At 36.1% G+C, this 26090-nt stretch carries 30 protein-coding genes; 13 read left to right on the forward strand and 17 right to left on the reverse strand.

The window, feature by feature from the left end; all coding sequences use genetic code 11:
• The first annotated feature begins 13 nt into the window (after window positions 1-13).
• Window positions 14-616 carry an NADPH-dependent FMN reductase gene (locus tag LDK52_RS03720; protein WP_277584605.1) on the forward strand — a complete coding sequence of 201 codons (603 nt, stop codon included), beginning with the start codon at window positions 14-16 and terminating at the stop codon, window positions 614-616.
• A 663-nt stretch (window positions 617-1279) separates the two neighbouring features.
• On the opposite strand, the gene LDK52_RS03725 is transcribed toward LDK52_RS03720, so the two are convergent.
• The 3 genes from LDK52_RS03725 to LDK52_RS03735 all read right to left on the reverse strand — a co-directional run bounded on the left by LDK52_RS03725 (window position 1280) and on the right by LDK52_RS03735 (window position 3068).
• A complete protein-coding gene (locus tag LDK52_RS03725) occupies window positions 1280-1570 on the reverse strand; it encodes a DUF5316 domain-containing protein (protein ID WP_277584606.1) in 291 nt (96 codons plus the stop codon).
• Between the two features lie 118 nt (window positions 1571-1688).
• Window positions 1689-2348 (reverse strand): hypothetical protein, encoded by a 660-nt coding sequence (locus tag LDK52_RS03730; protein ID WP_277584607.1) that lies wholly within the window; start codon window positions 2346-2348, stop codon window positions 1689-1691.
• A 141-nt stretch (window positions 2349-2489) separates the two neighbouring features.
• On the reverse strand, window positions 2490-3068 hold the full coding sequence (locus LDK52_RS03735; RefSeq protein ID WP_277584608.1) for a TetR/AcrR family transcriptional regulator: 579 nt from the start codon (window positions 3066-3068) through the stop codon (window positions 2490-2492).
• 145 nt (window positions 3069-3213) lie between these two features.
• On the opposite strand from LDK52_RS03735, the gene LDK52_RS03740 reads away from it, so the two are divergent.
• The 4 genes from LDK52_RS03740 to LDK52_RS03755 all read left to right on the forward strand — a co-directional run bounded on the left by LDK52_RS03740 (window position 3214) and on the right by LDK52_RS03755 (window position 7020).
• Complete coding sequence (locus LDK52_RS03740) at window positions 3214-3972, forward strand: SDR family oxidoreductase (RefSeq protein WP_277584609.1); 759 nt, start codon at window positions 3214-3216, stop codon at window positions 3970-3972.
• A gap of 186 nt (window positions 3973-4158) precedes the next feature.
• Entirely contained in the window at window positions 4159-4806 is a 648-nt protein-coding gene (locus LDK52_RS03745) for a lysoplasmalogenase (protein WP_277584610.1), read from the forward strand.
• Between the two features lie 36 nt (window positions 4807-4842).
• On the forward strand, window positions 4843-6069 hold the full coding sequence (gene pepT, locus LDK52_RS03750) for a peptidase T (protein ID WP_277584611.1): 1227 nt from the start codon (window positions 4843-4845) through the stop codon (window positions 6067-6069).
• A 12-nt stretch (window positions 6070-6081) separates the two neighbouring features.
• Window positions 6082-7020, forward strand: a complete 939-nt coding sequence (locus LDK52_RS03755; protein WP_277584612.1) for a DMT family transporter — start codon at window positions 6082-6084, stop codon at window positions 7018-7020.
• Window positions 7021-7335: 315 nt separating this feature from the next.
• On the opposite strand, the gene LDK52_RS03760 is transcribed toward LDK52_RS03755, so the two are convergent.
• Entirely contained in the window at window positions 7336-8532 is a 1197-nt protein-coding gene (locus LDK52_RS03760) for an NAD(P)-dependent malic enzyme (RefSeq protein WP_277584664.1), read from the reverse strand.
• A gap of 432 nt (window positions 8533-8964) precedes the next feature.
• Between LDK52_RS03760 and LDK52_RS03765 the strand changes: the two genes are divergently transcribed.
• The 3 genes from LDK52_RS03765 (at window position 8965) to LDK52_RS03775 (ending at window position 10251) form a co-directional block, all read left to right on the forward strand.
• A complete protein-coding gene (locus LDK52_RS03765; protein WP_277584613.1) occupies window positions 8965-9657 on the forward strand; it encodes a hypothetical protein in 693 nt (230 codons plus the stop codon).
• A 77-nt stretch (window positions 9658-9734) separates the two neighbouring features.
• Entirely contained in the window at window positions 9735-10046 is a 312-nt protein-coding gene (locus LDK52_RS03770) for a DUF3243 domain-containing protein (protein WP_277584614.1), read from the forward strand.
• Window positions 10039-10251 carry a hypothetical protein gene (locus LDK52_RS03775; RefSeq protein WP_277584615.1) on the forward strand — a complete coding sequence of 71 codons (213 nt, stop codon included), beginning with the start codon at window positions 10039-10041 and terminating at the stop codon, window positions 10249-10251. The genes LDK52_RS03770 and LDK52_RS03775 overlap by 8 nt, the downstream gene beginning before the upstream one ends.
• A 70-nt stretch (window positions 10252-10321) precedes the next feature.
• Here the strand turns inward: LDK52_RS03775 and LDK52_RS03780 are convergent, their stop codons facing one another.
• The 4 genes from LDK52_RS03780 to LDK52_RS03795 all read right to left on the reverse strand — a co-directional run bounded on the left by LDK52_RS03780 (window position 10322) and on the right by LDK52_RS03795 (window position 13032).
• Complete coding sequence (locus tag LDK52_RS03780; protein ID WP_277584616.1) at window positions 10322-10861, reverse strand: biotin transporter BioY; 540 nt, start codon at window positions 10859-10861, stop codon at window positions 10322-10324.
• 157 nt (window positions 10862-11018) lie between these two features.
• A complete protein-coding gene (locus LDK52_RS03785) occupies window positions 11019-11408 on the reverse strand; it encodes a DnaJ family domain-containing protein (protein ID WP_277584617.1) in 390 nt (129 codons plus the stop codon).
• 70 nt (window positions 11409-11478) lie between these two features.
• On the reverse strand, window positions 11479-11934 hold the full coding sequence (locus LDK52_RS03790) for a PH domain-containing protein (RefSeq protein ID WP_277584618.1): 456 nt from the start codon (window positions 11932-11934) through the stop codon (window positions 11479-11481).
• A gap of 12 nt (window positions 11935-11946) precedes the next feature.
• Window positions 11947-13032: an AI-2E family transporter gene (locus tag LDK52_RS03795; RefSeq protein WP_277584619.1), complete on the reverse strand. Its 1086-nt coding sequence runs from the start codon at window positions 13030-13032 to the stop codon at window positions 11947-11949.
• A 137-nt stretch (window positions 13033-13169) separates the two neighbouring features.
• Here LDK52_RS03795 and LDK52_RS03800 point away from each other — a divergent pair, with 137 nt between their 5' ends.
• Window positions 13170-13610 carry an NUDIX hydrolase gene (locus LDK52_RS03800; protein WP_277584620.1) on the forward strand — a complete coding sequence of 147 codons (441 nt, stop codon included), beginning with the start codon at window positions 13170-13172 and terminating at the stop codon, window positions 13608-13610.
• A 241-nt stretch (window positions 13611-13851) separates the two neighbouring features.
• Here the strand turns inward: LDK52_RS03800 and LDK52_RS03805 are convergent, their stop codons facing one another.
• Window positions 13852-15288 (reverse strand): DEAD/DEAH box helicase, encoded by a 1437-nt coding sequence (locus LDK52_RS03805; RefSeq protein ID WP_407081777.1) that lies wholly within the window; start codon window positions 15286-15288, stop codon window positions 13852-13854.
• Window positions 15289-15304: 16 nt separating this feature from the next.
• Entirely contained in the window at window positions 15305-15604 is a 300-nt protein-coding gene (locus LDK52_RS03810; RefSeq protein ID WP_277584621.1) for an AraC family ligand binding domain-containing protein, read from the reverse strand.
• Window positions 15605-15804: 200 nt separating this feature from the next.
• Between LDK52_RS03810 and LDK52_RS03815 the strand changes: the two genes are divergently transcribed.
• Window positions 15805-16026, forward strand: a complete 222-nt coding sequence (locus tag LDK52_RS03815) for a DUF2187 family protein (RefSeq protein WP_277584622.1) — start codon at window positions 15805-15807, stop codon at window positions 16024-16026.
• Here the strand turns inward: LDK52_RS03815 and recQ are convergent.
• Both recQ and LDK52_RS03825 read right to left on the reverse strand, forming a co-directional pair.
• Window positions 16011-17777 (reverse strand): DNA helicase RecQ, encoded by a 1767-nt coding sequence (gene recQ, locus LDK52_RS03820; RefSeq protein ID WP_277584623.1) that lies wholly within the window; start codon window positions 17775-17777, stop codon window positions 16011-16013. The genes LDK52_RS03815 and recQ overlap by 16 nt on opposite strands.
• 32 nt (window positions 17778-17809) lie before the next feature.
• Window positions 17810-18055 carry a hypothetical protein gene (locus LDK52_RS03825; protein ID WP_277584624.1) on the reverse strand — a complete coding sequence of 82 codons (246 nt, stop codon included), beginning with the start codon at window positions 18053-18055 and terminating at the stop codon, window positions 17810-17812.
• Window positions 18056-18169: 114 nt separating this feature from the next.
• On the opposite strand from LDK52_RS03825, the gene LDK52_RS03830 reads away from it, so the two are divergent.
• Together LDK52_RS03830 and LDK52_RS03835 are read left to right on the forward strand one after the other, a co-directional pair.
• Complete coding sequence (locus LDK52_RS03830) at window positions 18170-19360, forward strand: class I SAM-dependent rRNA methyltransferase (protein WP_277584666.1); 1191 nt, start codon at window positions 18170-18172, stop codon at window positions 19358-19360.
• Between the two features lie 719 nt (window positions 19361-20079).
• Entirely contained in the window at window positions 20080-21075 is a 996-nt protein-coding gene (locus LDK52_RS03835) for a glutaminase (RefSeq protein ID WP_277584625.1), read from the forward strand.
• A gap of 376 nt (window positions 21076-21451) precedes the next feature.
• On the opposite strand, the gene LDK52_RS03840 is transcribed toward LDK52_RS03835, so the two are convergent.
• From LDK52_RS03840 to LDK52_RS03860, 5 genes are all read right to left on the reverse strand, one after another.
• On the reverse strand, window positions 21452-21877 hold the full coding sequence (locus LDK52_RS03840) for a GatB/YqeY domain-containing protein (protein ID WP_277584626.1): 426 nt from the start codon (window positions 21875-21877) through the stop codon (window positions 21452-21454).
• A 96-nt stretch (window positions 21878-21973) separates the two neighbouring features.
• The gene (locus LDK52_RS03845; RefSeq protein ID WP_277584627.1) at window positions 21974-22480 is read right to left on the reverse strand and encodes a ferritin; all 507 of its coding nucleotides are present in this window, start codon (window positions 22478-22480) and stop codon (window positions 21974-21976) included.
• A gap of 74 nt (window positions 22481-22554) precedes the next feature.
• A complete protein-coding gene (locus LDK52_RS03850) occupies window positions 22555-23376 on the reverse strand; it encodes a phytoene/squalene synthase family protein (protein ID WP_277584628.1) in 822 nt (273 codons plus the stop codon).
• 145 nt (window positions 23377-23521) lie between these two features.
• Window positions 23522-24712 (reverse strand): MFS transporter, encoded by a 1191-nt coding sequence (locus tag LDK52_RS03855; RefSeq protein ID WP_277584629.1) that lies wholly within the window; start codon window positions 24710-24712, stop codon window positions 23522-23524.
• A 65-nt stretch (window positions 24713-24777) separates the two neighbouring features.
• Entirely contained in the window at window positions 24778-25617 is an 840-nt protein-coding gene (locus LDK52_RS03860; protein ID WP_277584630.1) for a MerR family transcriptional regulator, read from the reverse strand.
• 162 nt (window positions 25618-25779) lie between these two features.
• On the opposite strand from LDK52_RS03860, the gene LDK52_RS03865 reads away from it, so the two are divergent.
• On the forward strand, window positions 25780-26064 hold the full coding sequence (locus tag LDK52_RS03865) for a spore coat protein (protein WP_277584631.1): 285 nt from the start codon (window positions 25780-25782) through the stop codon (window positions 26062-26064).
• The last annotated feature ends 26 nt before the right edge of the window (window positions 26065-26090 follow it).

Genomic DNA, 26090 nt, shown 5'->3' on the forward strand with positions numbered 1-26090 from the left:
TAGAGGGAATAACATGAGCTTTATGAAAAAAATATTCGGATCAAATTCAAATGATGAGCAAACAGGAGGAAATAACATGATGAAAATTGGTATTGTTTTAGGAAGTACACGTGAAGGACGCGTTAGTCCACAAGTTGGAGCATGGGTAAAAGAACTAGCGGACAAGCGTGGAGACGCAGAATATGAAATTATCGATATTGCAGATTTTAAATTACCACTGTTAGGTGAAACAGGCGGAGACGCATCCGGTGCAGCAGCTTGGTCAGCAGCGGTTGCAAAACAAGACGGTTTTGTATTCATCGTTCAAGAATACAATCACTCAATCACTGGAGCACTTAAAAATGCATTAGATTATCTACGTGAAGAATGGAACAACAAAGCAGCAGGTATCGTATCTTACGGTTCTGTAGGTGGAGCTCGAGCAACAGAACATTTACGTGGAGTTTTATCTGAATTGCAAGTAGCACATGTACGTGTTCATCCGGCTTTATCATTATTTACAGACTTCGAAAACGGTACAGATTTCAAACCAGCTGCAGTTCAAGCTGATTCAGTCAACCAAATGCTTGACCAAGTTATTCCTTGGACAAAAGCTTTAAAAACTGTACGTAATTAGTCTAGACATTTATAATAATAAAAACTCATCTTCTTGGATGAGTTTTTTTGTTTACTTTTATCTTCTGTACTTCTTCCCTGAATTCAACAAGGATTAGTAGTAAATGAGCTACTAAACTCACTAAATTCTCAAATCCCCAATCTTTTCACATAGATCCTTAGCTCTTTTTGACATTAGAATCTCCTGGTGCAAATATTTGGCTGCCTTAGACCTAAGAAACTCATCTATACACCAAAAGAGACTTGAAGCTAGTAGGGAGGTAATGAAATAAAAGTTACCAAATAAACTCCTGAAATTTGAAAGTAGCAAATCCCTTTCCCATTCTGAAAATAAGATTGGGATCAAAACAAATAAAGCAGCAAGGGATAAGTGAATTAACAATGCCAAACTTCCTCTATGAGATACTCTTAGTTTTTTTGTGACGAAATCAGAGAGAATAGATGCTGGCACTCCATAAATCAATAGAATTGGTAATAGATACATACCCATAATAATTACAAAACCAGTCTGTTCTATGAGGAAATAAATTAACATAACCAATACACAAGCCATTACCGCCGAAACAAGCTTTCTTATAATTATATGGACCACCCCAATCTAAACAATCTCTACCTGCATACGTCCTTTAGCTAATTTTTCCAATCGAATACAGAAATTCACCTGTTATTTTAATAAAAAATAAAACAAAATTGCCACTACAAAACTTGGAATTGCCATTAATGCTGAACGAAAACTAACATTATTTCTTTGATTTCTATCTTCAACAGATTCAGTTGCTAGGTTAGCTCTCATTCTATCTCCACTTACTAATACACCCGAAAAAATGAATGATATCGCAATTAAGAAAAACCCAATTCCACTTGTAATAGTAGTAACCATTTCAATATTCCATATCACAATAGCCACTAAAACACCTAGTAAAGATAGTAGCATTCCAAATAATAAGTATTTCAAGTTATCCCCCCTTGCTATTTAATACGATTATGTATGACGAAGGTTTCAGATATTTAATGAGTACAACTGCTTAGCTTAATAATAGGGGGTGCCAATATTGTTTAGCCTTATAAGGTGACTAATTTACTACTTCCCCTTTGACATTCAATATTTTTATTTCATAAGAGTCAATATGAGATATCGAGTTTAGTTCGTTAGAAAGTAATATTTCATTTGCCGCCTCTTCCATCTCCATTACTAACGTATGTGCATCCTTATCGGAACTTTTTATGGAAGTTTGTATGGTAATGGATTTTTGATACTCAGCATTTATATTGCCGAATACGTCGTAATCTTTAAGCCCTTCCATTAAAGTTGATGTTAAGTGTACAAGTTCTTTGTTTATATTTTCAACTTCTTCGTTAATGAAAGCTAAATCCATTCTCTCTACAACAACTGTATAGTCTTTTAATATGGATGATTTAATTACACTTTTTGCAATAGACTCTATATCATTTTTTACTGTATGAAAATATTCCTCATTCTCTTTAACTTGTACCCTCAATTCTATCTTCGAGTTCGAACTTACACCAAATTCCAACTGCTCGTATTTCTCATGAATTTTTTCAGTTACCTTATTCAATGTAGTAAAAGTTTGTTCACGTTCTTTAGTAGATAAAGGTTTTGGCTCCTCCTTATTCGCAACAGCAGTATCAGCTTCTAAAGGCTTCTCCAACAAGCTAAATGAAACTACTCCAAGCATAAATATTCCAGCTATAATCAGTATCCTTATTAACATATAATCCCTCCTGTTAAGAAGGTATGACCTAAGCGACCAATAAATTCCATGAAAGCTTGATGCCCTCTTCATGAAGTATCTGTATATTTAATTAGTTCTGCAAAGTTTCCGCTCAAATGCTATCTTTATAAATAATATTCTCTAGCTTCTAGTTATGACATTCAATGTTTCGACTAAATGAATATTCATGTCATCAACGGATTCTTCAAAATTAGTCCGATACCATTCAATTATTAATCCAATGATTGCATTTGTCATAAAGGAATATACGAATTTTTTAGACTCATCATACTCTCCGATTTTGCTGTCCTCTATGAAATTCGAACGGATTGCATCAAAAAACATATAATAGTATGTTGTCGATACGTTATCCGATAAAATAATTCGATAAAAATCTTCATACTTTTTGACATGATGAAAAATACGAACTGTTTTTGGATCTATGTTTTTATAATCTAAAGTTTGTACTTGTAGTGCAGAAATATATTTGTATGGCTCTTTGTATGATTCTTCTAGATCTACAATCACCTCTTCAAAAAACTCCTTAAACACATCTCCGACTTCTTCATAGTGAAAGTAAAATGTTCCTCTATTTATACTTGCTTCTCGACAAAGCTCAGAAACGTTGATGTCTGTTAGAAGCTTATCTTTTAATAGTTTAGTTAAAGCTTGGTAGATAGCTTTCTTAGTCTTCACGACTCTTAAATCTTTTACTTTCAATAATATCACTCCCTAATTGAACACTTATATCGATAACTGTTCAATATTATACAATAACTGTAAAAACTGTTGATTGAATACGTTTTCATTTCAAACTATACTGTTATTGTACAACTGTATGATAACATATGAGGAGGAAATAAAAATGAGATTACAAGACAAAGTAGCTATCATTACAGGCGCGGCTTCTGGGATGGGGAAATCTATCGCTGAGGCTTATGCAAAACAAGGTGCAAAAGTGGTTGTTTCTGACTACGATTTGGAAGGTGCAGAAACTGTTGCTGCGGCTATTAAAGCTGCTGGCGGTGAAGCAATTGCTAACCGTGCAAACGTGGCAGAGCTAGCTGACTTAGAAAACTTATTTGCTGAAACAAAGGCAGCGTTTGGTAAATTAGATATTTTAGTAAACAACGCAGGTATTATGGATGGAATGGAGCCTGTCGGTGAAATTTCGGATGAAAAATGGGATCGTTTATTCGCAGTAAATACTACAGGCGTCATGCGTGCAATGCGTATCGCAACTAACATCTTCTTAGAACAAGGACATGGAGTATTCGTTAACAACATTTCTGCAGGCGGATTACGTGGGGCTCGAGCTGGTGCAGCCTACACAGCTTCTAAACATGCAGTTTCAGGTTTAACTAAAAATACAGCTTATATGTACGCTAACTCAGGAATTCGTTGTAATGGAATTGCTCCAGGTGGCGTAATGACTAATATTCAATCTTCTATGACTAGCCTTTCCGAATTCGGTATGGGTCGTCAGCAAACAGGTAGCGGGACAATGCCACGTGTTGGTCAACCGGAAGAAATTGCGCAACTTGCAGTATTCTTAGGTTCTGACGAGTCAAGCTTCGTAAATGGGCAAATTATAGCTGCTGACGCGGGCTGGACTGCTTACTAATAAATTTAACAAGCTAGGTAGACCTATTTCAATATTAACTGAATACCACCAGTTACTGATATTCAATCGGTGACTGGTTTTTTGCTTATATTGATATCAGGCCTGTTTTTTTCTTTGAAATTCGCATACAATGTGAAGGAAGTTTAACCTCCAGTACCGAATTTAAAGGAAAGGGGAGTGTTTTTTATGTGGGGTAAAATAATTGGAGTTTTAATTGGGGTTATGGGTATTATTTATATATTTTTCATACCAAGTGATCCTGTGTCAACAAAGATTATTTTCAAACTTATACCGATGTTGCTTATAATATTGTTTGCGTTTCTACAACCAGTAGGAGAATCTAAAAAGTACAAAACACTTATATTAATCGGACTCACTGTATGCATGCTTGCTGATGGATTAATCTATTGGTTTATTGTCGGACTTATAACCTTTTTAATCGGGCATATTTGGTATATCTTTGCGTTTAAACAGATCAAACAAACATCTATTCCGAAGTGGGCTATCGCCTTACTACTTGTATACGGATTCTCCATGGTTATTTTGCTAGCTGGAACACTATGGTCTCAAGGAGATACCGTATTAGCTTTTGCAGTTATTATTTACATTGTAGTTATTCTGGCAATGGGATGGAACGCTTTCCAAACTGCCAATAAGTATGTGATTATCGGGGCTATTCTATTTATCTTTTCGGATTCAACTCTCGCTATTAATAAATTTATCGTAGATGTTCCTTTCTCACATGCTCTTATCATGATTTCTTATTACGGTGCTCAATTCATGTTCGCTCTTAGTATTCATTATTCCGTAAGTCGAAAGAATCTGTTAAGATAAGAGCAAGCTTTACAAATCGAAAGGAGATTTATTCTCATGAAAGAGACTTTAATCGAGCGACTAGTTCGCTATGCAAAAATAGATACACAATCAGATGCGTCAAGTACAACGTGCCCAACCACTGATGGACAATGGGACTTACTCCATGAACTACAGAAAGAATTAGCTAAAGTTGGCTTAGAGGAAATTACATTAGATGAAAATGGATACCTTTTCGCAACTTTACCTGCTAATACAGACAAAGAGATGCCAACGATTGGCTTCTTAGCACATGTAGATACCGCTACAGATTATACGGGGAAAAATGTAAACCCACAACGAATCGACAGCTATGACGGACAAGATATTACCCTAAACGAAAAGACAATCATGACGGTTCAAGACTTTCCTGAATTAAAAAATTATGTTGGTCACACTTTGTTGACTACAGATGGTACTACGCTTCTTGGCGCGGACGATAAAGCAGGAATTGCCATCATTATGACGGCAATGGAATATTTCATCCAAAATCCAGAAGTAAAACACGGGAAAATTCGTGTTGCTTTCACACCAGACGAGGAAATCGGACGAGGTCCACATAAATTTGATGTAGAAAAATTTGGAGCAAAATTTGCCTATACAATGGATGGCGGTCCATTAGGAGAATTACAATTTGAAAGCTTTAACGCAGCTGGTGCCAAAGTTGTCACAAACGGGAAAAGTGTTCACCCAGGTTCTGCCAAAGACAAAATGGTGAACTCCATTACGATGGCTACGAAATTCCAATCTCATATGCTATCAGATGCTGTCCCTGAAAAAACAGAAGGATACGAAGGCTTTATACACTTGATGAATATTACAGGAGACACAGAAAAAACTGAGCTTAGCTATATAATTCGTGACCATGACCGGGGAAAATTCGAAGCTAAAAAACAATTATTCCTTGATACAGCTGAGAAAATAAAAGCAGAATACGGAGAACATGCTATTTCTGTAGAGTTAAACGATCAATACTACAATATGGGTGAAAAAATTTCGCCTGTTATGGAAATTGTTAATGTAGCAAAAGATGTGATGATTGCATTAGGCATCGAACCACTTATTATTCCAGTACGTGGGGGAACAGATGGCTCTCAGCTTTCCTATATGGGAATGCCTACACCAAACGTATTTACTGGTGGAGAAAACTATCATGGGAAGTATGAGTTCATCTCTGTAGATGCAATGGAAAAATCAACAGAAGTCGTAAAAGGGATTATTCAGTCGTTTGAAAAACAAGCTTAAGTTGGTGCTGATATGCGTGAATTATTACTAGGAGTTTTAGCTTCATTATTTTTTGCAGTTACCTTTATACTTAATCGTTCGATGGAAATATCAGGAGGGAGTTGGATTTGGAGCTCCTCCCTCCGATATTTTTTCATGCTTCCTTTTTTATTTTTCATTGTTTATTATCGAAAAGGTTTGTCTGCTACATTTAAAGAAATAAAATCTGCTCCTGCTCCTTGGTTTCTATGGAGCTTTGTAGGTTTTGTATTATTTTATGCACCACTCACTTTTGCAGCAGCTTATGGACCTGGTTGGTTAATATCTGGAATGTGGCAATTCACGATTGTAGCCGGGGTTCTGCTTGCCCCCTTATTTTTGGTGAAAGTGGAAAACAGAGTCATTAAACAAAAAATCCCAGTTGTTTCATTATTTATTTCTCTACTCATTTTAATTGGAATCATCCTTATACAAATTCCAAATACCGAATCATTAAATTTGCAAATGTTTTTTTTAGGGATTTTACCTGTACTGGTAGCAGCATTCGCCTATCCTTTGGGTAATCGTAAAATGATGGGACATTTAAATGGACGTTTAGATACTTTTCAGCGTGTTTTAGGTATGACTGTTGCATCTATGCCAGCTTGGATTATATTGGCAAGTTATGCTGTTTTCACTGTAGGCTTACCATCTTCAGGTCAAGTATTTCAATCTTTTATTGTAGCTATCAGTTCGGGAGTAATTGCCACTATATTATTCTTTATGGCAACCGATCGGGTTCGTGATCACCAAGGTAAATTAGCAGCAGTAGAAGCAACACAATCAACTGAAATTATTTTCGTTATCATTGGTGAAATGTTCTTACTACATGTGCCCCTACCAACACCAATTGCACTTATAGGACTTGGAATTATTATATTAGGTATGTTCTTACATAGTTATTATACGAAAATATTAAACAAAAAACCTTAAACGAAAATAGAGCAGCAATAATCGTAGAGTATCGTGGGTAGACCATGATACTCTATTTTTTTTATTTCAGGTCATTTTCTGACAAACTAACAGAAGAATGATAAATTTCATTGCAAATTAACTACTAGTAACGGAAATTAGTGCTCTTATTTAGAGTACGTTGGAATAATTGATGGTTTAGTTGGATAAATGAACGCGGTAGTTGGAATAGGGGTTTTTATCCATTTTTAAAATCTATTTCAAAGCGGCTTTGAGTAAATGGCATATAAAAGAGGATTGATAGCTATCATTAGCTGTCAATCCTCTTTTGGCTTTTTAACTCTCTAATACGGGCTGATAAAGTAAGGACACTCCCGATGAAATTGCTACTTCACTTACTGCCGCAGCCACGACTTGAACTACTCTTTCATCTAAAGCTCTTGGAATGATGTAGTCATCCGTTAGTTCGTTTTCATTCACTAGCGAAGCAATTGCCTCGACAGCAGCCAACTTCATCTGTTCGTTAATATCGGTTGCTCTCACATCTAGGGCACCTCTGAAAATTCCTGGAAATGCCAACACATTATTCACTTGGTTTGGATAATCAGACCTTCCAGTTGCTACTACTCTAACTCCCCATTCTTTTGCAAGTTCATATGGGATTTCAGGATTAGGATTAGCTAGGGCGAAAATAATGGAGTCCGCATTCATCGATTGAACTAATTCTTTTGTTAATAAATTGGCTACAGAAACGCCGATGAATATATCTGACCCTTCCATTGCATCTTTTAAAGAACCAGTTAAACCAAGTGGATTCGTTAAATTAGCAATTGATAGTTTAACGGGATTCATGCCTTGTTCTCGACCTTCATAAATAATTCCTGTTGAATCACACATAACAATATTAGTATATCCTAACTGAAGAAGTACTTTTAAAATGGCCATTCCAGCAGCACCAGCTCCATTAATGACAACTTTAACATTATTATTTGTTTTATTTACGAGTTTCATCGCATTTTGAAGCCCTGCACCTACGACAATAGCCGTACCGTGTTGGTCATCATGAAAAACGGGTATATCCAACTCCATTCGAAGTCGATCTTCTATTTCAAAACAACGTGGTGCAGAAATATCTTCCAAGTTTATAGCACCAAAGGTTGGACTTATTGCTTTTACGATTTGAACTATTTCATCTACATTTTTTGTATCTAAACAAATTGGAAATGCATCAACGCCAGCAAATCTTTTTAGTAAAATTGCTTTTCCTTCCATAACGGGTAAAGCAGCCCCTGGTCCAATATCACCTAGGCCTAATACGGCAGTACCATCTGTAACTACCGCAACCAAATTCCCTTTAGCGGTATAGTCGTAAATAGTGGCTGGGTTGTGATGAATTTCAATACATGGTTCTGCAACACCTGGTGAGTAGGCCAAACTTAAATCCTCCATGCTGTCCATTGGAACTTTATAGACAACTTCCATCTTTCCCTTACTTTCGCGATGCAATCTTAATGCTCTTGATCTCAAATCCATTTTCACACACACCATCCTTTTAGTATTTTCCCCTTTGATAAGGATTATTAGAGTTTTCTCTCCAAAATCTTTATATTCTGAGAATTATAGATAGTATTAAAGTGGATGTCAATGATTAATACTTAGTGAACATATTCACAAATAACTTCCTATGTTTATATTTTAATGGAAAATAAAGTTAAATTAATTGAATTATACTTTATTTTTAATAAAAAATTGCGTCAAAAAAATCGGCAACCATTTTATGGCTACCGACATGTTTATGCACTATCTCAACTTTGAGGGGGTTAAGGTGTGCCAATCATCAGCTACAATTTGGAGAAAAGTCGCTGTCTAGAGCTTCTCAACTAGGGAGAAACTTTCTATATGGTAATGATAATCATTTTCAATTAAAAAGTCAACAATTTGTATAAAAGATTGTATACTACATGTATGACAATCTTATCGAATGACCAAATTAAACAATTAAATAACTATAGTGTTTTTACCCAGCCGAATGGAACAACGTTATTCCAGGGAAATAATGTAGCTAGTGCTCTCCCTGTTATTAAGCTAATCACTTCTGCACCTAACGATCCTATTGCTGCCTCTTTCTTTATGAGACGAGTGGGAATGTTCATCTCTATGCAGTTTTACATGATGACTATGTATGATGAAATTTGGGATGGTCCTCTAGATCAGCTTCAGTTTTTTGGCACGACCGAATACGGAAACAAAACAATTAGTACGTTTGTTCCTCCAGAATATTTTCGAGATGTACAAGAAAATCGTAAAGTCGATGTTCAGCTTATTTGGGAGCAACAGTGTTTTCCTATTATTGAACAACTTCGCTCAGCATGCAGTATTTCTCCCTTAACGCTTTGGGAAAATGTTTTTGGTTACTTACTATGGCATTACTATACATTTTTAGAAAATCCAAATTTAGAAGGAAAAGCAAGGCACGACTGGAATCTGTTAAAGGATTCAACAATTTGGAAGGCATTTACTTCTAAAGAATATTTACGCTTATATTTGAAAGACCGAAATCCGATAGACCTCATCAATACAACAGTTAGAACAACTTGTTGCTTTTCAAAGGATATGCCTGGGTTGCAAAAGTGTGGTTTTTGCCCACAAGTAAAATAATTTTCAGATAATCTATGCATGATTGCTCACTCTTTGGACATACCTAAGAAGAGTTCAATAAAAAGGAGTGAGGAAGATTGGGAAACAATATAGACGAACGTGTCGAAGCTAAGCTTGATAGTATTGGTCAAGATGAAAAAGAAGAAATTCTAAAAAATTTTACTAGCTTTAAATCGTATTTGTCCGGAAAAGTAGCGGCCGGCGAGAAAATGGGACTTAGTGATGAAACTTTAGCTAAAGCGACCGAAAAAGTGGCTGGTTATTTAGCCAACCACGAAGAACCAAGGAATCGAGAGGAACACGTTCTTCAACAATTGTGGAAAAGCGGGGATAAAGATCAGCAACAAGCGCTTAGTCATATGCTTTTAAACATGGTTAAGAATGGCTGAAGATATTCGCAAGGATGCAACAGGAAGATTCCTTGACAATCCCGACGGTGTACGCACCACGAAGGAAAGTTTGTTTGATATGCATGAGGATATGCAAACTGTAGATGCCCTCCCTGTCGAGGATATAAATATTGAGTTTCAAGATGAAAAAGACCACAACCACACAAAAAATCGTTCGCTTAGTTCAGAACGATACCCCAAATAAAAAAAGCTTGCTCCTATCCCACTCTGGAGCAAGCTTTTTTATGCGACGAGCTTTGTCCTATCCACTACCCTTATATTAGTCTCGCTGCTACCAGCCTTGTACGAATGATAATACCTATTAAGGCTGCAACAACTGCTTTTGCTAGGTCAGGAAGAATAAATGGCAGCATTCCACCTTTAAACGCAGCATCCCAAGACAGTTCTGCTGCTACCTTAAGCCAAATTGTACCTAGGACTAATATGATAAATACAGCTATTATATTGGCAATTATCGCTTGTTTCTTCGAATGCTTAAAAGTATCTAAATACCATCCAATAAATAAAGCAGCAGGTATTATGGCTACTAAGTATCCACCCGTAGGTCCAAATAGATAACCAAATCCACCTTTCATCCCAGCATATACCGGAATCCCGATTGCTCCCATTAGTACATACACAGTTACCGCAAGAGTCCCATACCTCGCTCCTAATATGGTTGCTGTTAGCATTACCGCAATTGTCATTAATGTAAACGGTACTGGTGGAACATTAATCATGATTTGCGCAGCAACTGCTATGATAGCTGCAAATAAAGCCGCTACTATCATCATTTTTAAACGTTCATTTCTCATAAATATTCTCCCCCATCAAATGTGTTAACCTATTTATAATTATTGGTTAACTCATTTATATTTTAGTGAGAAAATGAACACTCGTCAATACAAATATTTGCGGGGTACATTAATGGACAATAAAAACGCCACAACCCTAAGGATTGTGACGCAGTTCTTATGACCATCTACTACTAGCAATATCTATTGTTTCTAATCTCACAGTTCCTTTTTGCATAGGTGGTGGACAGACTTTGTTGTACTGTATTATTTTCTCATTCACTTTTGTTACTCTAAAATGCAACCCTTCCTTTTCCCCAGTCGCATATTTCTTAGCTATATCCTGTAATTCATCTCTTATCTCATGCTGTAGCGTTAACCAGTACGGTTTATAACCTGCATCCTTCGCAACTTTTTGGAAGTGTTGAAAGATGTCCCCCGAGAAGTACTCTTCTGATATCGGTTTACCTGCTCCCTTTAGATTATCCATACCACCAGTCTTGGCAAAATCTTTTAGAATATCTCCTATCAAATCATTACTTTGTTTATTGAAGTTATCATTATCCATCGTGCACCTCTTTCATGAAAGATTGGTTTCATTTTGAAATGCTATTGAAAATTTCTCTATACGAAAATGATCACATTCTTGCGTAAGCAATATGTGATGCTCTTTCTAATAATATTTTTAAAAACTGTTCTTGATTGTCTGGAGAGATAATAATACTCCCCATTAGTGAATGTTTATAATGAATCTCTAGTGCGTCCTTAGAAGAAAGAATGCGATATCCAGCGATTATATTTGATGATCTATTTACCTTGGTCATATCCTTATACTTTATTTTACTTCGGAAGGGACCACCTTTGACATACAAGTGATTATCGTAAAATATGTAATGGATATCTAAGGAAATCCATATTAGAAAACCTACACATACTAAAAACAAAGCAATCATAATCCAAATAGCAGGAAATTCAGGTGAATTTGTAAAAAATAATTCGTATGCTACCGGCCACAATGTTGCTAATGCAACAATAGCTAGTGTAACCGACATCATAATTATGAATGTCCGATCAATTTTTGAACGGAATTTCATCGTTTTTACCTCCTAAACCGACTTGGTAGCAGCATCCTTTATGGTTACTCGGTGTGCATAAATATTTTTCAATATTACTTTAATGACTGCATATGTAGGAATGGCTAATATAATTCCCCATAATCCAGCGATGTTTCCAGCTGCCAAAATAATCGTAACAACGGTCAATGGATGAATATCCAATGATTTTCCCATTACGTTTGGCGTGATAAAGTTACTTTCAATTTGTTGCGCAACTAACATGATAATCGCAACATAGATTGCAAGCTTTGGCTCTTGGGTTAATGCAATGATTATTGCTGGAATAACGGAAATATATGGTCCTAAAAATGGTATTACATTCATCATCATGCCGAAAACAGCTAGTAATAAAGCGTACTCTAGACCAATAGCAAAGTAGCCAATCAACAGCATTAAGCCAACTAAAAAACTAACGAATAATTGCCCTTGAATATACGAGCGTAATGTATCGTCAATATCAACTAATGTTTTACGTATCCACGTCTTTTTCTCCCCTTTAAAAAATCTAGAGACAAAGGGCGCGAACTTTTCATGATCTTTTAACATATACACTAGGAAAAATGGAACGAGTACAAGTAAGAAAATTCCTTGAAATACATTTTGAATGAATTTAAAAAGTAAAGAACCAGCTGAAACAACTATATCGTTAATCTTACCTGTAGCATCTTTTACTGTACTTTGTAACGTCTCTGGTAAAAGATCCTTCTGAGAGAGTGTGTGTGCATATTTTGTAAACTGCTCGACGTCTTTAACAATCCCTGGAGTATTTTCAACCAACTTATTCACTTCTTTTGTTAGCGGAGGACCAATTAGTGCATAAAAAAGCCACCCAATTAGACCAATAACAACAAACACCGAAAGCATACTAGCCCATCTTGGAAATTTGACTGATTCTAACCAATTTAGGAGCGGACGCGATAGATAAAAAAGAACACCACCTATAAGTAAAGGTAAAAATATTGTTTGTCCAATTATCAAAAGCGGTGAAAAAATGCCTTTGACTTCCATGAACATACGTATAATAACTAATGTTAGTAGTATCGCTACTCCAGTTTGAAACCACAGTTTCTTTGTCATGTGATGCTCACATCCTCTATTTTTTAATAACTACTACTTCTACGCATATTCTACCCGGAAGTTTCAACTATTTATTCATATCGTACCATTCTTAAGGTACACTTTTAAATAGATTACTATCGAAAGGGCGACTTTACATGGAGTACTATAAACAACTAAGGAAATACGTAGGACACCAACCTCTTATACTACCAGGCTCGAACGTACTTATATTGAATAATAAAGGGGAAGTATTACTGCAAGAACGAGAGCCAAGCATTTATGGTCTGCCTGGTGGATTAATGGAACTCGGTGAAAGTTTCGAAGATACAGCCAGACGTGAAATATTAGAAGAAACCGGCCTACATATAGGAACACTTCAGCTTTGCAATGTATATTCTGGTCCAGATTATTATATTGAAAATCCGAACGGCGATAAGTTCTACTCCGTTTCAGCAGTTTACAAAACCTTGGAATACAGTGGTGAAATTATAGCAGACGGAATGGAATCAATTAGTTTAAAATTCTTCCCTCCAACTCAATTGCCTGATGGAATTACGGTGAATTATCGAAAGTTTATTGAGGATGCATTGCTTTAATTAGCATCGGAGAGGTCCGGTAGTTCAATCCCAATACTCTTTCTTGGATTTTACTTGCGGTAATGTATAGTTTACTAGCTTCCATCTAGAGAATACTTGCGGTCATAGGGTGATTACTTGCTCTATATCTATATTTACTTGCGAACTACTCCCTTTTACTAGCGGAAGGGATAATTTTTCCAGTAAAATTATTTTAACGGAATGAAAGAGGCTCTCCTAGTCGGAAAGCCTCTCTTTTATTTTATTTATTGGCAATATGCACTTTTAGTAATTTACCTTTGACTGTTGTATTTCTCATATTTTTCAATACAAGTGAACCCTTGCCGTTTAAGATTTCTACATAGGATACTGTATCTTGAATTGTAATAATTCCAATATCGTCTGCTGTGATTCCTTCAATTTTAGCGATGGTTCCAACAAAATCTACTGCGCGGATTTTCTTTTTCTTTCCACCATTGAAATACAATTTTGTAATATTCGCGTTAAGTTGCTCGCCCTTAGATTTCTTCATTTCCGGCTGCTCCTGCATTTTTACATCAAATGCAGCACGTCCTTTTACGATTTCCTCTTTAGTAGGCTCTGTTGCTGTAGGAATTTCGAAACCAATGAATGATTCGATCTCTCTTACAAACTTATCCTCAAATGGTGTTGCTAGCATAATTGATTTACCACTTCGCCCTGCTCGTCCTGTTCTACCAGTACGATGGACATAGCTTTCTTTCTCTAGTGGTACATCATAATGAATAACATGAGTGATATCGTCAATATCAATACCACGAGCCGCAACATCCGTCGCAATTAGATAACGGAATTGCCCTTTTCGGAAATCATCCATCACTTCGAAACGATCTTCCTGCATCATACCACCGTGAATTTTGTCAGCTGTATAGCCTTTTTCATCTAATACATCTACAAGCTGTTCTACGCCTTCCTTTGTACGACAGAAGATAATACAACTGTCTGGGTTCTCCACAATTGTAAGCTTCTCAAGTAACGAAAGCTTTAACTGCTCTGATACAACATATTTCACATGTTCTATATCTGGCGCATTTTCTTCAGATGCATCAATTTCGATGAATACTGCTGTTTTCATATACTTCGTACTAATTTTTTTTATTTGGTCCGAAAGAGTTGCCGAAAATAACATCGTCGTACGATTTTTTGGAAGCAATTTAATAATCGATTCTACTTGTTCTAAAAAGCCCATATTTAACATTTCATCTGCTTCATCAATAACAAGATATTCTATTTTAGACACATCTAGCGTTCCTTTTTCGATATGGTCTAACACTCTACCAGGTGTACCAACAATGACATGCGTTTTTTGCTTTAGTGCTAATTTTTGTCTCGCAAAAGGTGACTTCCCGTATAAGGCAAGTCCTTTTATACGTTTATAACGTCCGATATTAGTAATATCCTCCTGAACTTGCACTGCCAGTTCCCGTGTAGGTGTTAATACTAATGCTTGGGGTTTGTTTTCCTCCCAGTCTACAAGCTCACATAGTGGCGTCGCAAAAGAGGCCGTTTTTCCACTACCCGTTTTAGATTTCACTAATACATCCTGTTTCTCCAAAACAACTGGTATTACCTTTTGTTGCACTTCTGTTGGCTCTGTGTAGCCTAACTGTTCAATGGCACGTAAAATTTTCTCGTCTAACTTAAACTCTTTAAAATGCACTATGCATAATCTCCTCTTACAAACTAATTTTAGTCACTACTATATCCGAATCTTCTAATGCTTTTAGGGCATGCTTTTCTTGTGGCTTCATATGCAATATGTTCTCTGTTGTTACAATATGTTCCGTGCCTTCAACCATAAATTGTACTTTCCCTTTTCGTACAACAATTAAAACATTGGCGTTAGCATGATGTTCTTTTACTTCTTCCCCAGCGCGTAATTGAATATTCATCACATCAAAATCTTCTTCTTTGAGAACATTTGCTATTTGCTTCTCTTTTTCGTCCAATACATAAGGTGTTCCAATTAAATTCATCTTATGTTCCTCCAATCATATTGGCTCAAACAATTCGCTTCACTCTACCATGTACGTAGTTTCTCCAATATATCAAAAATATTCGACATGATTCCCTTGTATTCGATTATTAATAAACTCTTTTTCTTATTTTGGACCTAATCTATGGTATAATTAAACTATCGCTAATTGCGCAATATAACTAGAAAAGAGGCAGACACATGAGTTTCCAACGACAACCTAAGGAAGTTTCACCCTTCGTGGCAGCTAGGAAAATTGATGAGAAGATCTCTTTCAATCGCAATGATCACGAAATTCAAGGTACTATTTTTAAAATTTTAGAGCAATCGGTAATTGTTGAAATTTCTACCGAGGATGCTAAAAAGATTAATGTCCCTTCTAATCTTACTGTAGTATCTCATAAAAACTACACGATAGTATAATGGTAAATCTCCTCGAGAAAAGCTTGTCCATATTTTTCTCGTTTGTTTGCACCTACTCCGTGAATTTCTAATAATTGTTCTTCGGTTTGCGGGCGCTCTGCACACATCTGCTGTAGAGTCTTATCAGAAAAGATAACGAACGGTGGTACACCTGCTTCGTCCGCAATTTTTTTCCGAAGTATTCTTAGTCTTTCAAACAACGGATCGTTCTTCGCAATTTGTTTCGTTACAGTTACACCTTTGCGCACGACTACTTTATTCCCCAATAATACTTCTTTTCCTACATCTGATACATAAATGGTTGGTAGGCTTCCATGCTTCACTGAAAGAAACCCTTCAGCAATCATAAACTCCATTAAACCAGACACTTCTTTTAACGTTTTACCCTTTAATATGCCATACGTCGATAACTTTGTAAAACCAAAATCGATTACCTTTTTGTTTTCAGAACCAGTCAATACTTGAGCAGTCATCGTCTTGCCAAATCTTTGTCCCATTCTGACCACACAAGAAAGAACCATTTGAACTTCCTTTGTTACGTCTTGGACCTCTCTGGAATCTGTACAGTTTCCACATTGACCACATCTTGTGGCATCTGGCTCCCCAAAATAAGTAACTATAAACTGCTGCAAGCAATTTTCGGTGTGACAATAATCCACCATGCCCTGTAGTTTTTTCAGCTCCTGAGGAATTCTTTCACGATCCATTGCTTGATCTATTAAAAACCGTTGCGTTTGAACGTCTTGCGATGCATACAAAACGACACATTCACTTGGTAAACCATCTCGTCCTGCTCTTCCAGCTTCCTGATAGTAGCTTTCCATATTCTTGGGTAGCTGATAGTGAATCACATAGCGGACATTGGATTTATCGATCCCCATACCAAATGCATTCGTTGCAACCATAACCTGTGCTTCATCTGTTAGAAAACGTTCTTGTTCATTGTTTCTAAGCTTCTCCGGAAGTCCCGCATGATACTTAGCTGTCTGGATACCCGCCTTATTAAGTGAATCATATAAAAGGTCTACCGTTTTTCTAGTAGCGGCATAAATAATTCCTACTTCGTTTGCATTTTTCTTAATAAATTCTTTTAAAAACTTATTTTTATCCTGTCCTAATACGACGGAAAATGCTAAATTTGGCCTTGCAAACCCTGTGATAACTGTATTATCCTCTTGAATTTGCAACAATCGACATATATCATCTCGTACTGCTGGAGTGGCTGTAGCAGTTAGGGCCAGTACAGTTGGTTGCTCCACAAATACTTCTTTTAATCGATGAATAGCACGATAGCTAGGACGGAAATCATGTCCCCATTGGGAGATACAATGCGCCTCATCGACTGCTATTAATGGAACCTTTACTTTTTTTAATTGGTTTAAAAAGTTGGGAGACTCTAATCGCTCTGGGGCTATATAAAGTAAACGATATTGGCCATTTTGTACTTCTTCCATTGTTTGTCTTACTTCTTCTGCAGTTAATGTACTGTTTATGAAGGTTGCAGGAATTCCCGCCTGAATTAACGTATCCACTTGGTCTTTCATCAGGGAAATTAGAGGAGAGATTACAATCGTAGTGCCTTCTAACATCAAGGCTGGGATTTGATAGCAAAGAGACTTCCCTCCCCCTGTCGGCATTACGCAAAGGCTAGAGTTCTCATTTAAAACATAGTTAATAACCGTTTCTTGGCCCTCACGAAAGGAATCATATCCAAAGTAAGTTTGTAATAATTGACGAGCTTTATTTAACACTTAGGTCACTCCAGTCATATATTTGAAAGCCTCTATTTTCTGTTGCTATTTTTCTTGTCGATCTTACTAGTTGTGTAATTAGTTGGTTTTGGGTCCACTTTATCCACATCTGTTCCGAGTAGAAAATAACCAATTACAGAAGATATAATAGCTGCTCCTGCAATAATAAGTATTTTATTTATAAGTGTTACTTCCGAATATTCTTCTTGGTTTAACATAATGGTTGCCAAAACTGCCACAACAATCATAATTGGTGGGATTAATTTCGACTTTTTCATAGCAAACTTCCTTCCACTGCGCATGTATAGTATATTGTACCATAAGACTATCAAAGGTTTTTACCTATACGTATGAGATAATTTATAAAAAAACATATAAGGATGACTAAAATGATGCAAAATGAATTAGATATTAAAGTAACTGAAACACTTGCCCAAGATTTACAAAAAGGCGTTCCAATTTTAATGAAGGACGGTTTCCAGGAGACAGATTCTCTTGAAGAAGGAACTATATTAAAGTTGCAAAATCCATCCGGCAAATTTATCGGGAAAGGCTATGTCGGTAAACAGAATAAAGGTATTGGCTGGCTACTAACGAAAAATGAAAACGAAAAAATTGATCAATCTTTTTTCCAAAAGAAAATAGCTGCAGCGATTAAACATCGTGACGATTATTATCATAATACCGATACAACAGCCTTTCGTGTATTTAACGGCGAAGGAGACGGGATTGGCGGTTTAATCATCGACTATTTTGATGGATACTATTTAATCAGCTGGTATAGTGAGGGGATTTATTCCTTTAAAGAAATGGTTTTGGAGGCACTTGAAGCTTCTACTCCCTATAAAGGTATTTATGAAAAGAAACGTTTTGATACAAAGGGTCAATACGTGGAAGACGATGATTTCGTCAAAGGCGAACGTGGGGAATTCCCTCTCATCATTAAAGAAAATGGGCAGAACTTTGCAATTTACTTAAATGACGGGGCAATGGTTGGAGTGTTTTTAGACCAACGCGATGTGCGTAAAACAATTCGAGATAGCTATTCGAAAGGAAAAACGGTACTGAATACATTCTCGTATACTGGGGCTTTTTCTGTATTTGCTGCAGTTGGTGGTGCTACGAAAACAACTAGTGTAGATCTTGCCAAACGAAGCTTAAGTAAAACTACGGAACAATTTGAAGTAAATGGCATCGATGTAGAAAAGCAAGATATTATCGTGATGGATGTATTTGATTATTTCAAGTATGCGAAACGTAAAGAATTATCCTTCGACATGGTCATTCTCGATCCACCTAGTTTTGCTCGTTCCAAAAAGTATACATTTAGCTCCTCCAAAGATTATACCAATTTACTAATAGATGCTATTAATATTACGGCAAAAAACGGTGTTATTGTCGCATCTACAAATAATGCTACTTTTGGGATGAAGAAATTCAAAACGTTTGTGGAGAAGGCTTTCAAGGAGAGTAATCGAAAGTATACAATTGAGGAAGAGTTTTCGCTTCCTAGCGATTTTAGAACTTCTCCCCTCTTTAAAGAAGGGAATTATTTAAAGGTGTTGTTTGTGAGAGCGATATAGTAGCCACACTCAGACGAAAGCCTATTTTAGATATAAGCCTGTGAAAAGGATAGATCTTTGTGCGAAATGTTCCTAGTTTAAATGGAGGATGGTTATATCTCTCCGGTAAAGGCTAGGCAGCTCTTTTCATCATATTAATCCTTTTCACATTTCAAAAGATGATAGCTACTCGAACTTAATAATTTTAACAAAGCTATACACCAACTAATACATTTGAGAGATAAAACAAAAATTGAAAAGTTCTTAAAAGCCGTAAAGCTTTCAAATAAACAAATAGAAAAAGTAAATAACTTACGACTGAAATGTAACAATGAAATAATCTAACTTTGGAAAATCAGTACTCGCCTGCTTATACATAGAAAGAATAAATTGTATTAGTTGGAACGCCGTATGCGGTGAAGGTCGCACGTACGGTGTAAACAGGGGGAAAAGCTTGCGATAACTCTAAAGCTTACCTATCTGTATCAATAAGAGATTTTATTTAGAGGTTGAACAATAGCTTTAAGTAGTAGAGAACTGGAGAATAAATTAGCACGCTTATAATATGAAAAAGAAGCGTTCTATTGTCTTTGACTACTATTTCGATAAATCGAATTTATACCTTCCCTTTATAAAGTAAATGTAGTTAGATTTCTTGTTTTTTTTGTGGTATATATGTATGTAGTTACTAGGCCATTTAAGCCACTGTTGTGCACTAGATACCGAAAGGAAGAAAAGATATGGAAGTTGTACAGCAAGGTACACAAAATAGATTTGATAATCATGTACATTTCCACAAAATACAAGCATGGGTACAAGATAGCAGACCTTACGCGAACTTAGGGAAATGTGCTAACTACATACCAGCTTTAGAAAGAGCAAATCCTTCACAGTTAGGTATTTGTATCATTGGTTCAGATGGTATGATGGTAAAGACAGGTGATTTTGATACCGCTTTTACCTTACAAAGTATATCGAAGGTAATTGGCTTTATAGCTGCATGTATAGATTATGGTATTTCTTATGTGTTAGAAAGGGTGGACGTCGAACCAACCGGGGATGCTTTTAACTCGATTATTCGTCTAGAAGTTCATAAACCTGGAAGACCTTTCAATCCGATGATAAATGCTGGAGCAATCACTGTTGCCTCATTATTAGGTGGAAGAAATCCTGTCGAAAAGGTGGAATCTATATGCCTACTAATAGAAAAAATCGTAGGAAGACACCCAACTATCAATGAAGAAGTGTTTCAATCTGAGTGGCAAACGGCTCATCGAAATCGTGCTTTAGCTTATTATCTAAAAGAGATGGGATTCTTAGATTGTTCTGTAGAAGAAGCTATAGAAGTATACTTAAAGCAATGTTCAATTGAAGTAACTACAGAAGATGTAGCCATGATTGGCTTAGTCCTTGCAAATGACGGATATCATCCTATCCGTAAGGAGCAAATCTTCTCTAAGGAAGTGGCTAGGTTAACAAAAGCGTTAATGGTGACATGTGGTATGTACAATGCTTCAGGTAAATTTGCTGCATCTGTAGGTATTCCTGCAAAAAGTGGAGTATCGGGTGGTATATTGGCAGCAATTCCTCCAAGAGGTAGATCCGATGATTCCCCATTTATGGATGGCTGTGGAATAGGGATTTATGGTCCTGCCATTGACGAATTTGGTAATAGTGTTGCAGGTGTTATGCTGTTAAAGCAAATATCTAGAGAATGGGATTTTAATATTTTTTAACTGTGGTGTGCTATCACAACAATGGAATAACAAATCCAAAAGAAAATTACGCTAATCGTTAACTTATTCTTCAACTAACGCCTGCATTAGTAAGAAAAATCGGGCAAAAAGACGCCCGGTCCTTTAGGATCTAACCTGTTTCTACTGTTTTCGAAGGGCTTTGTACAGATTAGGTATTTGATTATGCTAATTACAAAACTATAAATCTTCGAATTAGAGAAAAAGACAATACAAAATCAGACTCAGCTCAATTTTTTTCAATCAAAAAACACCGCAATTGCGGTGCTTTTTGATATTCATATTTATTTTCATTTTTGTGTGTAAATTCTAGTCTTGCGATAGCTAACGGAACCCGTTACGCTAATGCTCCTCTTTTTTATATCATGCTTTTCACTACTTTTGACATTGTTGAACCATCTGCTTTTCCTGCAAGTAACGGTTTAGCAATTTTCATTGCGTCACCCATGCTCGTGCCTTTTGTAACACCCGCTTCAGTTAAGAGCGTCACGATTTCTTCTTCACTTAATTGTGTTGGTAAGAAGCTCGCTAGTAGTTTTAGCTTTGCATTTTCTTTTTCTATTAAATCCTCACGATTAGCAACTTTTGCACCGTCTAAAGCTTGGTTTGTTTGTTTCACTTCTCTATTTACAATTGCAATTTCTTCTTCTGGTGTAAGGGCAGAGCCTTTTTCTTTTTCCGCACTATCGAGGGACGATTTTAGTATTGTTAATACTCCCTTTGCTAGCACGTCTTTTTCTTTCATGGCACGTTTTATTTGTTCAAAAACAATCGTTTTTAACATAATTTTCACTTCCTCCTTTATATCTGGAGCTATTCAAGAAAGTTATAATAGTGTTTATTTTACACTATTGGGCAGGACCTTGTTTGCAACAATATATTAAGCTTCATCCGGTGTAAATGTTCTAGCTGATAACTCAGAATCTAGCATAAACATAGCATTTGAGTCATTTTCAATGCGTTTAATTTTATTAATCAGCGTGTCAAATGACGATTCTTCTTCTACTTGCTCATCAATGAACCATTTTAAGAATGCCATCGTTGCATGTTCACGCTCATCTAATGCAATATCAGATAGATGATAGATACGACGCGTCACTTCTTTTTCGTGTTTTAAAGAAGTTTCAAAAACATCTAAAGTCGAAGTAAATTCATTACCAGGCTTATCAAATCCATCAATTGTAGCTCGGTATCCTAGGTCACTTAAAAAGTTATAAAATTTCATGGCATGAAAACGCTCTTCTTCCGCCTGAACTAAAAAGAAATTAGCAAATCCATCGTATGCTTCAGCTGTACAATAAGCAGCCGCCGCAAGGTAGGTATGTGCAGAATAAAACTCAAAGTTCATTTGATCATTTAATGCTTCATGTAAATTTTTTGATAACATAGTAAAACTCCTCTCATAGTAGAAAAATTCAATCTGATCTGTAGTATACAATTTTATATAATTTACATCTTCTCTTAAACCTCTGCTTGTACTTCCTCTACAGTTTGTTCAACCTCTAGTCGGGTCATTTTTTCTTTCCCGCTCTTCAGTGCTTTTAGTGTTTTGTGAGCAAGTGCAAGAGGCAATTTACAGAATAATAATATACTTTTCCGGTTGATACTCTTGATGTATTCATCGGCTTGCGCTAAATTGCCTTCTGCATACTCGAACATATCGGCTCTTGTCCATCCTTCTGGGAAGAATTGTACGCCGCGCTCACTATCTTCATCTTTGTTTCGTAATATATTTACAGCCTGAAGTCCACGTCCGTATGCAATTGCTAAATCACGATCAGTATCAACGTCTGCACTCCACTTCCATAAATCCGACAGCATTACTCCAACTAGACCAGCAACATAATAGGTATACTCATCGAGATCTTCTTTGGTCTTAACTTGCCAGTTCTTATCTACCCATTTTGCCATACCTTCTGCCATTTCGCTCGTTGACTCTTTTACTTTGTCTACTAAATCAACCGGACAAATTTCTAGCCAGTCGCCTAATCTCAATGAAACCGGTGGAAGAATTTCCTGAAATGGTACTACAAGCTGTTCATACTGTTTCTTATCAAACCCATTTTGAAGCATTTTACTAGTAGCATGTAATAGTTCTTGTTTCTCCTGCGAACCTAATGACTCGTGATCTTCAATCTCATCTATCGCACGCATGCATAGATAAGCAGAGGCAACCGCCTTTTTCAGATCAGGTTCTAAAAAAGTAATCGGGATATAAAAAGTCCTACTTGTTTTCTTTAGCATGTCCATCGCTTCTTTTTGTAACTTTGCTATTTCTTGCATGACTAGTCCTCCTTTTCAAACAATCAAGTCTCGGTGTAATTTCATCATTAAGTTAAATTCTATACTCTCTATTGTATCGGACTTTTGCTAAAAGATAAAATGACGACCATTTAACAGTAGATCATTGGTAAAAGAGACAACTATTTTATTTTCCGACGTTTTCCTTAAATATAGGCTTTTGTTCTTTCCAAAATAACGAAATGACAAAGCTAATCGCGAGTATAAACATTGCTAATATATATGGATAATCAATATGCACGTCAAATAATATCCCCGCCATACTAGGTCCAATAATATTTCCTATACTCGTAAACGTAGAGTTTAGCCCTCCAACAAAGCCTTGCTCATTACCAGCTATTTTGGATAAATAAGTTGTCAATGCTGGTCTCATTAAGTCGAACAACAAGAAAATCACAAAGGTTACGAGCAATATGGACCAGTATGCAGAAACCTTTATCATCGCAAAAATGAAAATGGTGGATACACCAATACAAATTTGAATCAATCTAATTTCCCCAATTTTCCCTACAACACGATCAAATGTCAGCACTTGGAATATAATTCCTAGGATACCACTTACCGTGATGATTAAAGCAATATCCTTTGGCGTAAATCCATATTTATGATCTACAAAAAGGGAATACACTGTTTCAAAAGCAGCTAAACCGAAGCTAGATACTAGAATGATAATCATCGGGATCAAATAAATTGGTTCCAATACTTTTCGAAAACGTGGTTTAACTGATTCTCCTTCTCTTTCTACACTAACTCTTTCAGGCTCCTTCAAAATAACTAGCGAAAATACTCCACCTAATATCCCTAGACCTCCGGCAACAAAAAAGGGAAGTCTAGTTCCATATTCCGCTAAAAAACCCCCAATTCCTGGTCCAATGATAAATCCAGCACTGATTGCCGCAGCTACATAACCCATCGCTTTAGGTCTTTCTCTTAGACTTGTTACATCTGCAACAAAAGCTGTTACAGCTGGCATAATGAATGCTGCACTAACTCCTCCCAATATCCTAGATATATACAATACCTTCACATCTTGCCCAAGACCGAAGAGCATTTCCGATACTCCAAATATGAACATACCAATTACAATAATTTTTTTTCGACCAATTGAATCCACCCATCTACCTGCAATTGGAGAGATTAACAACTGTGCGAATGCGAAAGCAGCAACTAAATAGCCCATCGTAGAGCCTTCTAAGCTCATCTCCCGCATTAATGTAGGCATAACAGGGATAATAAGTCCTACTCCTAAAAATACAATAAATAAATTTACTAATACTAAATAAATCACCTTATTTAAACCACTTTTTCGAGAAACCATGTTCAAACTCCTTCTATTTCAAATTCAGCATATGTATAAAAATAAACCCTATAGTAACTGTAGGGTCAAGCAGTTTGAATAGGTATCTTGAGTTCTACTAAAAATTCATCTTCTTTGGAAGCTGAATAATTTATCGGCATCCACACATCATATACAATCGGATCTATGACTACATGGTACTTTTCTATATAGTCAATTAACTTCTGATAGCATTCAACATATTCATTGTCCTTTAAAACAAATGAAATGCTAAGATAGTCACCAGCAGGTAATACACCAATTTCTACATCTTCGTATTTTTCTTCAAAATCTTTATTCGTTACAATATACGTAAATAGATAATCATAGTTAATGTCATTTAGATATTCATACTTTTGGAAAGGAAATGCTCCACCATACAATGTATCAAATATGCTTCCTTCCTCTTCTAACACTTTACTAATACGTCCAAATTCCCTATTGGGAATATCCTCGACTTTCATATTATGTGTCTTAATCTTTACTATTCTTTGTACGGGTAAACTCTTTCTGCTGACGATCATCATATTTGGCTCTAACACAAAAGACTGTATTTGCTCTTTTTTCCTCTGTAATACTTGCTTCGTTTTGCTCAACCTTTGAAACTGTTCTTCTATTCTTTTTTCTTGGTTCTCTAGATATATTACTAGCTCTTCAGGTTTTAACGTTAAGGCTGATTTAACTTCTTCTAGAGACAATCCAAGATATTTTAACGATTTAATAATATCCAAATAATACAGTTGGGTATTTTGGTAGTATCTATATCGATTGTTTGAATTAACCTCGCATGGTTTAAATAAGTTGATCTGATCATAGTATCGTAAAGTTTGAATCGATATATTGCTTAGCTTTGCTACTTCACCTATAGTCAAATAATGAATCTTCAAATAATCCCCTCGTTTCTGCCCAAGCAATTTTTTCGTATTTTAAGCTTCATTATATAGTACCCCCATTACACCATTCAAATTCAAGAATTGAAACCTCTTTTGTAGACAATGTAGTTTAATAATCTTTAAGTTAAGTGGATCAAGAATAAATAGAAGGGATATATGTTTAGTAGAAAAACAAAAATTACTTTAGAAGGTTTTCAAATGGCTAAAGAGCTGCCCGAGATGCCAATGATTGATGATTTGGCAATTGCTACCGATTTACTTGTTACATCAAAGGCAGCAGTACGAAATCTAGCTCTTGCGATTACCGAAACTGCTACACCTTCTGTAAAAAAAATATTAAGACTTGAACTAGATAATGCTATTGATACACACGATAAAATTTCTCAATACATGATTAAGAATGAAATGTATCATGCCTATGATGTAAAGGAACCAATATAACATGACCTTGAAAAAACTGATATTGC

The sequence above is a fragment of the Psychrobacillus antarcticus genome, assembly GCF_029533155.1.
Taxonomy (GTDB): domain Bacteria; phylum Bacillota; class Bacilli; order Bacillales_A; family Planococcaceae; genus Psychrobacillus; species Psychrobacillus antarcticus.

Coding starts and splice junctions, on each gene's coding strand:
- LDK52_RS03850 (WP_277584628.1), bottom strand. CDS start 23,376: ATGCAAGAAATAGCAAAGTTACAAAAAGAAGCGATGGACATGCTAAAG.
- LDK52_RS03815 (WP_277584622.1), top strand. CDS start 15,805: ATGAGTTTCCAACGACAACCTAAGGAAGTTTCACCCTTCGTGGCAGCT.
- LDK52_RS03845 (WP_277584627.1), bottom strand. CDS start 22,480: ATGTTATCAAAAAATTTACATGAAGCATTAAATGATCAAATGAACTTT.
- LDK52_RS03785 (WP_277584617.1), bottom strand. CDS start 11,408: ATGGATAATGATAACTTCAATAAACAAAGTAATGATTTGATAGGAGAT.
- LDK52_RS03855 (WP_277584629.1), bottom strand. CDS start 24,712: ATGGTTTCTCGAAAAAGTGGTTTAAATAAGGTGATTTATTTAGTATTA.
- LDK52_RS03730 (WP_277584607.1), bottom strand. CDS start 2,348: ATGTTAATAAGGATACTGATTATAGCTGGAATATTTATGCTTGGAGTA.
- LDK52_RS03840 (WP_277584626.1), bottom strand. CDS start 21,877: ATGTTAAAAACGATTGTTTTTGAACAAATAAAACGTGCCATGAAAGAA.
- LDK52_RS03795 (WP_277584619.1), bottom strand. CDS start 13,032: ATGACAAAGAAACTGTGGTTTCAAACTGGAGTAGCGATACTACTAACA.
- LDK52_RS03810 (WP_277584621.1), bottom strand. CDS start 15,604: ATGAATTTAATTGGAACACCTTATGTATTGGACGAAAAAGAGAAGCAA.
- LDK52_RS03720 (WP_277584605.1), top strand. CDS start 14: ATGAGCTTTATGAAAAAAATATTCGGATCAAATTCAAATGATGAGCAA.
- LDK52_RS03745 (WP_277584610.1), top strand. CDS start 4,159: ATGTGGGGTAAAATAATTGGAGTTTTAATTGGGGTTATGGGTATTATT.
- LDK52_RS03765 (WP_277584613.1), top strand. CDS start 8,965: ATGACAATCTTATCGAATGACCAAATTAAACAATTAAATAACTATAGT.
- pepT (WP_277584611.1), top strand. CDS start 4,843: ATGAAAGAGACTTTAATCGAGCGACTAGTTCGCTATGCAAAAATAGAT.
- LDK52_RS03835 (WP_277584625.1), top strand. CDS start 20,080: ATGGAAGTTGTACAGCAAGGTACACAAAATAGATTTGATAATCATGTA.
- LDK52_RS03825 (WP_277584624.1), bottom strand. CDS start 18,055: ATGAAAAAGTCGAAATTAATCCCACCAATTATGATTGTTGTGGCAGTT.
- LDK52_RS03780 (WP_277584616.1), bottom strand. CDS start 10,861: ATGAGAAATGAACGTTTAAAAATGATGATAGTAGCGGCTTTATTTGCA.
- LDK52_RS03800 (WP_277584620.1), top strand. CDS start 13,170: ATGGAGTACTATAAACAACTAAGGAAATACGTAGGACACCAACCTCTT.
- LDK52_RS03775 (WP_277584615.1), top strand. CDS start 10,039: ATGGCTGAAGATATTCGCAAGGATGCAACAGGAAGATTCCTTGACAAT.
- LDK52_RS03755 (WP_277584612.1), top strand. CDS start 6,082: ATGCGTGAATTATTACTAGGAGTTTTAGCTTCATTATTTTTTGCAGTT.
- LDK52_RS03790 (WP_277584618.1), bottom strand. CDS start 11,934: ATGAAATTCCGTTCAAAAATTGATCGGACATTCATAATTATGATGTCG.
- LDK52_RS03740 (WP_277584609.1), top strand. CDS start 3,214: ATGAGATTACAAGACAAAGTAGCTATCATTACAGGCGCGGCTTCTGGG.
- LDK52_RS03830 (WP_277584666.1), top strand. CDS start 18,170: ATGCAAAATGAATTAGATATTAAAGTAACTGAAACACTTGCCCAAGAT.
- LDK52_RS03865 (WP_277584631.1), top strand. CDS start 25,780: ATGTTTAGTAGAAAAACAAAAATTACTTTAGAAGGTTTTCAAATGGCT.
- LDK52_RS03760 (WP_277584664.1), bottom strand. CDS start 8,532: ATGGATTTGAGATCAAGAGCATTAAGATTGCATCGCGAAAGTAAGGGA.